Here is an 8,253-nt window from a genome sequence, read left to right on the forward strand (position 1 = left end):
CCACTCCCCCGCCGGACGACGGCGGTACGCCCCCGGTCACCCCGCCCACGGAGACCGAACCGGCGCCCACGCCCGAGCCCACCGACACCTGCGGTGGGGCACACGGCCCTCATGACGGACAGGGACCGGAACAGCGCAAGCACGAGCACGGACACGGGAACGGGCACCGGCACAGACACCCGCACCACTGAAGCCCGCGCCTCAGCCGACCTCGTTCTGCGCCACCGCCTCGCCGTGGACGACCACGTCTCCGCCGTAGAACATCCCCGTGAAGACCGGCGTGTACGTCAACTGCACCTCGACCTGGACCTGTTCGGCGTCGGCCGCCACGCAGTGGGTCGCGGCGATGTCCGCGCCGGACATGTCCATCTGCCGGGCGAAGGTCTTCACCCGGGCGTCGCAGTCCTGGTAGTTGATCGGCGCTGGGCCGCCCGCGTTGTCGTAGAGGGCCTCCCGGTCGATGTCCTGGGCGGCGTAACGGGCCGCCTGTTCCGCTATGTCGGCGGCCCGTTCGCGCTTGGAGATCGACAGGCCGCCGTCGATCACGAAGGCGGACAGGGACAGGAAGACGATCGCGAAGATGATGACCGCGCCGGCGCCCGAACCGCGGTCGTCGAGCCGCGCCCGACGCGCGGACCACCACATGCGCACGGCATTGCTCACGCCGTCCTCCGGAAGGGATCCAGGGGCGAACTGAAGCTGGAGGTGAGGGTCGTGGGGACGTCGAGGCCGAGCATCGCCAGGCCCCGGACCTGGCAGCTGACCTCGACCGTGAAGATGGTGTCCGGCGCGAAGCCCTGGCTGGTCTGTACGACGGAGACCGGGCCGGAGCAGACGTCCGAGAGGTCCGCCTCGGCCGCCTTCCGCGCCTCGGCCATCGCGGTCCCGTGGTCCTTCTGGATCGAGCCCGCGCGGGCGGCGTCCCGTGCCGCGCCGTCCAACGCCCCGCGCCCGTCGACGAGTTGACCGAAGGCCACCAGCACCAGGATGAACAGGATCATCACCGGGGCGAGGATCACCACCTCGATGGTGGACAGTCCCCGGTCATCGCCCCTGCCGTGATCGCCGCCCCTGCTGTCATCACCCCTGTGGGCGTCCATCAGTTCCCCCCGTTGTCCTGCACGAACCGCTCCACCGGTCCTTCCGACTGCGCGTGCACGGTCAGGTTCAGCCCGGGGAAGACCGTGGGGATCCATGCCGTGATCTCCACACCCACCGTGTTCTGATCCGGCTGCACCATCTTCACGTCCGGCGACAGCACGAGCTGCGGACCCAGTTGGCGGATGTAGCTGTCCACCACGTCCCCTGCCTCGCCCCGCCAGCCGCCCGGCTCGTCATGCGCCGTGGCCCGGGCCTTGCGGGCGCCGGCCTGCGCCGCCGCCTGCGCCACGTGGTCGGCGAAGAAGTACAGCGCGAACTGCACGGTCGCGAAGATCATGAAGAAGAGGACCGGCGTGAGCAGCACGAACTCGATCGCGGTCATGCCGGAATCGCCGCGGGCGGAGGCGACCTCCACCCGTCGGCGTACCCAGCGACGTACGCGCACCGACAACCCCGTTGATCTCGTACGGGCGTTCAGCAGGTCTTGCCCGCGTTGGCGCCCTTGATGCAGTTGCCGACCTTGTTGGCGCCGTCGCTCAGCGCCGCGTTGATGATGGCGGCCACCACGCCGACGATCGCCACGACGACCGCGGAGATGATGACCCACTCGACCGCGGAGGCACCGCGGTCCAGTTCGCCGGAGCGGGCGCGCTGCACCCGTCCCTGCAGGAAGGTGACCAGGAAGTCCACGGCCGGGATGCCGGTGGTGAAGTTCCTTGTGTTCATGATGAGTTGTTCCTCTCAGAAGCGGTTCGGCGGCTGGATGGCGTCGGTGGTACGGGCCCTTGTCATTGCACCTGGAACACCCGCATGGCCGCGGGGAAGATCAGGAACACCAGGAAGCCTGCGCACAGCAGCAGCTGGGCCACGAGCATCGACTGGGACTTCTCGCCCGCGCTGCCCTCGATCTCGGCGAGTTCGCGGTGCCGCATGGTCTCGGCCCGTGAGGCGAGGGACTCGCGGACCTTGGCACCGTCGTCGGCGACCAGGGCGAGCGAGGCGGAGAGGTCCTTGAGCTCCTCGACGCCCAGTTCCTCGCCGAGCGCGCCCAGCGCCTGCCACTGGCTGACACCGGTGATACGGGCGTCGGCGAGGGCGTTGCGGATGCGCTGGTTGGCCCAGCCGTCGGAGATCTCGGCCGCCGCCATCAGCGCCTCGGGCAGACCGCGGCCACCGGCGAGGCTCATCGACACCAGGTCCAGATAGGCGCCGATCACCCGCCGGAGGTCGCGCCGCTTCTCGGCCGCGTCCCGCCGTACCTCCAGGTCGGGCAGGAAGAAGAACACCGCCCCGAACATCAGCGCCAGCCAGACCGGGATGATCGGGCTGTGGCCGAAGCCCATCGTCCACACGACCGCGAACAGGAACGGGCCGAAGAACAGACCCGCCACCGCCAGCAGCACCTTCGTGGCGAGGAACTTCTCCCAGCTGCGCTCCAGGACCGCGAGGTCCGCCCGCAGCGAGCGCTGCTCCCAGCCCTGCTGCAGATAGAACTCGGCCACCCGCTCACCGACTTCGGACCGCAGCGAGCCGAGGCGGCCCTGGTCGCGTGCGGTGCGCGCCGACTCGTACGCCGCCCCGCGCGCCCGCATCGCGTCGATGCGGGCGACCTGCGAGACCGCGCTGCGCCTGGACGGCATCAGGGCGCGCACGAGGACGTAGACGCCGAGGCCGAGGACCGCGCCGACGACGACCGGCATGGTGAGGTTCACCGTCGTACTCCCTCTTCCGGCTGGGCGGACGGCTGGGCGGACGGATGGGCGGACGGCTGGCCGGGCATCCGCGGCCGGACGAACTGGACCCCGGACTCGTCGCGGACCAGGAAGCGTTCGGGCGTCTCGATGGTCGACAGCTTGCGCAGCCACCAGAAGCCGAGCGCGAACAGACCGCACACGCAGGCGAGGACGAGCTGGCCGACCGCCGTGCCGTACGGCGCCACGAACTCGCGGTTGAAGATGGACAGTCCGAGTACGAAGGCGACCGAGACGGCGACGACGATCTGCACCGAGCGGCGGGTGGAGGCCCGTTGGGCCATCACGCGCTGGCGCATGTCCACTTCCTCACGCGCCGACTTCGCGAGCGCGCCGAGTACCTGCCGCAGACCGGGGCCGCGGAGGCGGGCGTTGAGGATGAGGGCCGCGACGATGATGTCGGCGGACGCGTCGTTGATCTCGTCGGCGAGCTGCTGCAGCGCCTCGGGCAGCGGGGTGCGGGAGCGGAGCCGGTCGACGAGCGCGTCCAGGTGCGGACGCAGGACCGGGGCCGCGGCACGCGCCGACGCGGGGATGGCCTGCTCCAGGCCCACCGCACCGGCGATGGTGTCGCGCAGCGACTCCGTCCAGGAGGCAAGGGCCTCCACCCGCCGCATGGCGGCCCGTTCCTCGGCCGCGCCGCCGAACAGCCGGTCCCAGAAGAAGACCAGGACACCGGCGGCGATCCCGGCGACCGCCCAGCGGGTCAGCAGCAGCACGACCAGGCCGATGATGGCGGCCAGCGATCCGCGCCGGCCGGCGAACCGGATCAGCTCGCTCGCCCGCTCGGCCGCCTTCTGCTTCTCGTGGTCGGGCTTCACGGGCAGTCCGCGTACGGCGACCATGAACAGCGCGAGGCCGCCGCCGACGGCGACGCCGGACCCGATGGAGTACAGCACGGTGGTGGAGAAGAGCCCGCCCATGGAGCCGAGCGACCCGAGTGCCACTGAAGTCATCGTGTTCACCCCCACGTTCCGGTGGGCCGGTAGCCGTGCTGCATCAGGTCCTCCAGGCACGAGATCGGCGCGTGCGGCACGATCCGGCCGTCCGGCGCCTCGGCGAACACCTCGCTGGACAGCACCCGGCCGTCCACGCCGTTGACCTCGCGGACCGAGGTGACCATGCGCTGGAGGCGGCCGCCCGTCTGGTAGTTGTTGCGCCGCTGGATGAACACGACGAAGTTCACCGCGCCCGCGATCAGCATCTGGCTGGCCTCGATGGGCAGCCGCTCGGACGCCTGGAGCGCGTAGGTGGAGATGCGGTTGAAGACCTCGCTGGAGCTGTTGGCGTGGATCGTGGACAGCGAGCCGTCGTTGCCCTGCGACATCGCGTTCAGCATGGTCACGATCTCGTCGCCGAGGACCTCACCGACGATGACGCGGGAGGGGTTCATACGCAGCGACCGGCGCACCAGCTCCGCCATGCTGATGGCGCCCTGTCCCTCGGAGTTGGGCAGCCGCTCCTCGAACGCCACGACGTTCGGGTGGAGTTCGGGAAACGTGTCGAGCCCGAGCTCCAGCGCGCGCTCGACGGTGATCAGCCGCTCGTGCGGCGGGATCTCGTTGGCCAGAGCCCGCAGCAGAGTCGTCTTACCGGCGTTCGTCGCACCCGCGATCATGATGTTCTTGCGGGCCCGGACGGCGCAGGCGAGGAAGTGGGCGACCTCGGGCGCCAGCGTGCCGTTGCCGACCAGGTCGGAGATGAAGACCTTGCCCATGCGGGCGCGACGGATGGACAGCGCCGGCCGCCGTGCCACGTCCATGACGGCCGACAGACGCGAACCGTCCGGAAGGCGCAGGTCGAGCTGGGGGTTGGCGGAGTCGAAGGGCCGGGACGACAGACCGGAGTAGGCGCCGAGCACCTGGATCAGCTCGATGAGCTCCTCGTCCGTCTCCGCGACGGGCTCCCCCTTCACCTCACGCCCGTCCGCGAAACCGACGAAGACCTGGTCGCACCCGTTGATGTCGATGTTCTCGACCTCGGGGTTGTCCAGCAGCGGCTGCAGCCGGCCGACACCGAACAGCGCCGCGTGCACGGCGGCGGCGTACTGTTCCTCTGTCTCGGCGTCGAGGGGGGTGCGCCCGGCGTTGATCTCGGTGCGGGCGTACTCCTCCAGGATCTGGGCTATGACCGCGCGGGCGTACTGCCGCTCGTCCTCGGTGGACATCGGCGTGACGTTGTTCGCCTGGTCGAGCCGGCGCTGCTCGGCGATGCGGTCACCGGCGTCCTGCCGGAACCGCTTGACCAACTGGTGGTCGACAGCGGTCATGCCCCGGCCCCCGCATGGCCGCTGACCTGGCCATGGGTCGGTACGGACCAGGCGGCGCCGTACTGCTGGTAGAGGTCCGCGGTGACCTTGCGGGCCGAGCGGATGAGCAGGGACTTCTCCAGCCGGCCGCGCTTGCGTCCGGCCAACTGGTCGGCTCCGGCGGGGTCGTCGGCGATGGTGCCGACCACGCGGGCGCCGGTCTGGGCGTGTACCAGCATGTCGTTGACCTGGCCCGCGATCTTGCCGGCGCTGTTGGTGTCGGCGATCAGGATCACCCCGATCAGCGGGCTGCCGAGGCTCGCGGCGCCCCGGGGGCCGCCGTGCAGCTTGTTGGCGAGCGCGAGGGCACGGTCGCGGACGCGGGCGATCGCCTCCGGCTCGGTCCGGCTGATCAGCAGGACCAGGGCCGCGTGCGGGAACAGGTCGACGGCGGGCGTGTCGCCGCTGATGCGACCGCAGTCGGCGATGACGTCGGCGGGCGCGTTCGGGGAGTCGGCGAGGCTCGCGAAGGCGTGTCCGAGGGTGGGCCACAGACCGGTGAGACCGGCCGCCTGCTCGGCGATCCCGAGTCCGACGAGCACTTCGAGGCCACCACTCAACGGCTGTACGTGGTCCCAGAGTTGGTCGGGTACGAGACCTCTGCGGGCCGTCGCGGCTATCGACAGCATGCCGGTGTTGGGGTTGAGCGGCCCGCCGTGCGCGGCGGCACTGCGGTAGACCAGGTCGCCGCCGGCCGGATCGGTCTCGGCGAGCAGCACACGACGCGGCCAGACCGCGGCGAGCGCGACGGCCGCGGTGGTGACGCCGGGGGAACCCTTGTCGGCGGCGAGGGCGATGAGGGCCATGTCTCTTGGGCCGCCTTCTACTTGCTGGAGACGAGCACGAGAGCCACGTCACCGTTGGAGGCGGCCTGGGCGAGGGCGGCGGCCTTGTCGCTGTCGACGCTGACCGTGATCGCCTTGCTGGTGCTGCCGACCAGGTCGTCGCCCGCCTTGGGCACCTCACTGACGGTGGCCCGGTCGACGATCAGCGAGTTGCTGCCGCCAGACGAAGCTGAGGAAGAAGACGAGGAGCTGCTGCTGGAGCTGGACCCGCTGTCGCTGGAGACTCGGTAGGCGGCGACTACGTCACCGGGCTCGATGGTGGTGGGGTACTGGCCGGCCTTGAGGGAGAGACCCACGAGAGCCTTGCCCGCCGTAACACCGGAGTCAGAGCCGAACATCTGCCCCATCACGACGGTGTCCTTGTAGATCGTGGTCTTGGCCTTGAGGGTCTTGAGCGTGCCGACCTGCGACCATCTGACATAGTTGATGCTGTCGTCGGCGGCAACCATCACGGACGTCACGTTGTTGCCCACCGACTCGCCGGCCTGGATGTCAGCCGTCACCTTGACGACCTCGACGCGGTTGCCGACCTGGAGCACCAGCATGGTTGCCCCGAGCGCACCCAGCAGGATCAACAGCACCGCCAACGCGGCCAGCGCGGGTTTGCGCTCGCGAGGAGGAGTGGGAAGCCGGTCACCGACCGACGGTTGAGCCGGAACCGCGGGACGTCCCGCGCCCGCCCCCGTACGCTCTTGGATCTTCACGCAACAGCTCCCCGTACACCCAAGAAATTGCCTACCAATATGGACACTTCACACTTCCCGACCACTGACCCCGGGTTGCGACCGGCGGGCTGTCCAGCACAGAAGTGAGTGTCAAGCCATGGCACCGTATCAGCCGCACATAAGCCCCTCAAGGCGCGTCCTGACTCCTGGACCGCACCTCCCACACCGTTATCCACCTGCAACTCGAAGCGCGTACTCCCCAGTTGTGCGCGGCCTCGGAACCCTGCGCCACCTGTGCTTCAGTGAATCCGGCACCGCCCCGACATCCCACCCGTACCGGGACGTTCATCACGCTCCACCCATGAGGCCTGCACGATTCGCTCACGAAGCCTTTGAGCCACCGTGTCATGATCTTTGCCCGGTCCGGGTTCACCCGATCGTGACGGTCCTGGCCAAGTCGTCGGTCAGCGCGCACAGTTCGTCACTCCTGGCCACCGCCCGCCAGGACGTCAGCAGCACCAGCCCCCACCCCTCGTCCGGCACGATCCCGTACGCGCAGGTCTCCAGGAGCGTCCCCGTGCCGTCCCGGTCGGCGTCCTGGACGTACGCGTGCCGCACACGGACGGACGGGCCGGCCGGGAGGTCGTGGTACTCCGCCACGGGTGGGCGGAAGGAGATCGCCGTGATGGTGGTGAGGCAGCGGGCCAGGAGATCGACCGTCATGATCGGGTACGTGTCGTCGGCGATCAGCGCCGAGAGCTCGATGCGGGCCAACTCACCACGGTGAGGCTCCGGGACGTACGACAGCGCGGTGACGGGGCCCCGGGTGCGGGCGTCGGCGGCGGCCTCGTGGAGTTCCTCGGCCAGCGCCCGTACCAGCCGCTCGTCGTCCGTCCGCTGCCGGGCCGCCTCCGCCGCCCACGCGGCGAGGTCGACCGGTTCCCGCACCGGCAGGCGCACGGCGTCGTCCGGCGCCTTCAGACGCACGGTCGAGGAGGAGAAGGCGGGCATCAGGCCATCCATTGCAGCGTGCGGGCGATGGAGTCGAAGAGGCCGACCAGCGCGTCGGCGAGCGGCTCCATGGGGGTGGAGAAGGACAGCAGCAGCCGCTGATCGGCCTGCGGGACGGCGAGATAGACGTCCAGGTGGGTGACGGTGAGCTTGTTGCCGTCCGCGTCGTCGGGGGCGGGTCGGCGGCGGTGCAGGTGCCGTACGGCGGGACCGGCGGGGAGGTCGGTCATGGTGACATCCTCACCCCGGGCGCCGAGGGAGAGCGCGATGTCGGACAGCTCGCCGGCGGCCGTACCGGGCGGGGGTTTGAGCAGCGTGACGACGAGTCCGGCGGAGACCGGTATCCGGCCGAGGAGTTGGTTGACGACGTACATCTCCAGCCCGCCGTTGGCGTGCGCCGCCTCAGCCTGAGCCCGCATCCGCTCCGCGAGCGCCGCCTTCAGCTGCGGGGTCGCCTTCGTGCGGCGCAGGCCGCGGTTGACGAGCCGGTCGATGCGGTGGGGCCAGCGGTCGGGGTCGAGGACGATCCGCTCCCACCCTTCGGGGACGGCCAGGCGGTAGTCGGACGGGGG

Annotated in this window: 11 protein-coding genes and 1 pseudogene; 1 reads left to right on the plus strand and 11 read right to left on the minus strand. The window is 70.2% G+C overall.

Annotated features, from left to right (window positions below; all coding sequences use genetic code 11):
• A pseudogene (locus tag GRC12_RS38810) lies at positions 1-191 on the plus strand (hypothetical protein); the annotation flags it as partial.
• A gap of 10 nt (positions 192-201) precedes the next feature.
• On the opposite strand, the gene GRC12_RS38815 reads toward GRC12_RS38810, so the two are convergent.
• The 11 genes from GRC12_RS38815 to GRC12_RS38865 all read right to left on the minus strand — a co-directional run.
• Complete coding sequence (locus GRC12_RS38815) at positions 202-645, minus strand: TadE/TadG family type IV pilus assembly protein (protein ID WP_208785095.1); 444 nt, start codon at positions 643-645, stop codon at positions 202-204.
• Between the two features lie 14 nt (positions 646-659).
• On the minus strand, positions 660-1,100 hold the full coding sequence (locus GRC12_RS38820) for a TadE/TadG family type IV pilus assembly protein (RefSeq protein WP_208785086.1): 441 nt from the start codon (positions 1,098-1,100) through the stop codon (positions 660-662).
• A complete protein-coding gene (locus tag GRC12_RS38825; protein WP_208785087.1) occupies positions 1,100-1,552 on the minus strand; it encodes a TadE family protein in 453 nt (150 codons plus the stop codon). The genes GRC12_RS38820 and GRC12_RS38825 overlap by 1 nt, the downstream gene beginning before the upstream one ends.
• 23 nt (positions 1,553-1,575) lie before the next feature.
• On the minus strand, positions 1,576-1,827 hold the full coding sequence (locus GRC12_RS38830) for a hypothetical protein (RefSeq protein ID WP_208785088.1): 252 nt from the start codon (positions 1,825-1,827) through the stop codon (positions 1,576-1,578).
• A 62-nt stretch (positions 1,828-1,889) separates the two neighbouring features.
• Positions 1,890-2,813, minus strand: a complete 924-nt coding sequence (locus tag GRC12_RS38835; protein WP_208785089.1) for a type II secretion system F family protein — start codon at positions 2,811-2,813, stop codon at positions 1,890-1,892.
• Positions 2,810-3,808: a type II secretion system F family protein gene (locus GRC12_RS38840; RefSeq protein ID WP_244374443.1), complete on the minus strand. Its 999-nt coding sequence runs from the start codon at positions 3,806-3,808 to the stop codon at positions 2,810-2,812. The genes GRC12_RS38835 and GRC12_RS38840 overlap by 4 nt, the downstream gene beginning before the upstream one ends.
• Before the next feature lie 5 nt (positions 3,809-3,813).
• Positions 3,814-5,121 (minus strand): CpaF family protein, encoded by a 1,308-nt coding sequence (locus GRC12_RS38845; protein ID WP_133043402.1) that lies wholly within the window; start codon positions 5,119-5,121, stop codon positions 3,814-3,816.
• Positions 5,118-5,966, minus strand: a complete 849-nt coding sequence (locus GRC12_RS38850) for a hypothetical protein (protein ID WP_208785090.1) — start codon at positions 5,964-5,966, stop codon at positions 5,118-5,120. Before GRC12_RS38850 ends, GRC12_RS38845 begins: the two co-directional genes overlap by 4 nt.
• Positions 5,967-5,983: 17 nt before the next feature.
• Complete coding sequence (locus tag GRC12_RS38855; protein WP_208785092.1) at positions 5,984-6,709, minus strand: hypothetical protein; 726 nt, start codon at positions 6,707-6,709, stop codon at positions 5,984-5,986.
• Positions 6,710-7,099: 390 nt separating this feature from the next.
• Entirely contained in the window at positions 7,100-7,681 is a 582-nt protein-coding gene (locus GRC12_RS38860; RefSeq protein WP_208785093.1) for a hypothetical protein, read from the minus strand.
• A partial coding sequence (locus GRC12_RS38865) for a hypothetical protein (protein ID WP_208785094.1) occupies positions 7,681-8,253 on the minus strand: 573 nt, incomplete at its 5' end. The genes GRC12_RS38865 and GRC12_RS38860, both read right to left, overlap by 1 nt.

The sequence above is a fragment of the Streptomyces griseorubiginosus genome (genome assembly GCF_017614965.1).
Classification (GTDB): Bacteria; Actinomycetota; Actinomycetes; order Streptomycetales; family Streptomycetaceae; genus Streptomyces; species Streptomyces griseorubiginosus_B.

Bases quoted from the DNA above. Each gene is read 5' to 3' on its own strand.
- GRC12_RS38815 (WP_208785095.1), bottom strand. From the start codon at position 645: ATGTGGTGGTCCGCGCGTCGGGCGCGGCTCGACGACCGCGGTTCGGGC.
- GRC12_RS38820 (WP_208785086.1), bottom strand. From the start codon at position 1,100: ATGGACGCCCACAGGGGTGATGACAGCAGGGGCGGCGATCACGGCAGG.
- GRC12_RS38830 (WP_208785088.1), bottom strand. From the start codon at position 1,827: ATGAACACAAGGAACTTCACCACCGGCATCCCGGCCGTGGACTTCCTG.
- GRC12_RS38840 (WP_244374443.1), bottom strand. From the start codon at position 3,808: ATGACTTCAGTGGCACTCGGGTCGCTCGGCTCCATGGGCGGGCTCTTC.
- GRC12_RS38845 (WP_133043402.1), bottom strand. From the start codon at position 5,121: ATGACCGCTGTCGACCACCAGTTGGTCAAGCGGTTCCGGCAGGACGCC.
- GRC12_RS38850 (WP_208785090.1), bottom strand. From the start codon at position 5,966: ATGGCCCTCATCGCCCTCGCCGCCGACAAGGGTTCCCCCGGCGTCACC.
- GRC12_RS38860 (WP_208785093.1), bottom strand. From the start codon at position 7,681: ATGCCCGCCTTCTCCTCCTCGACCGTGCGTCTGAAGGCGCCGGACGAC.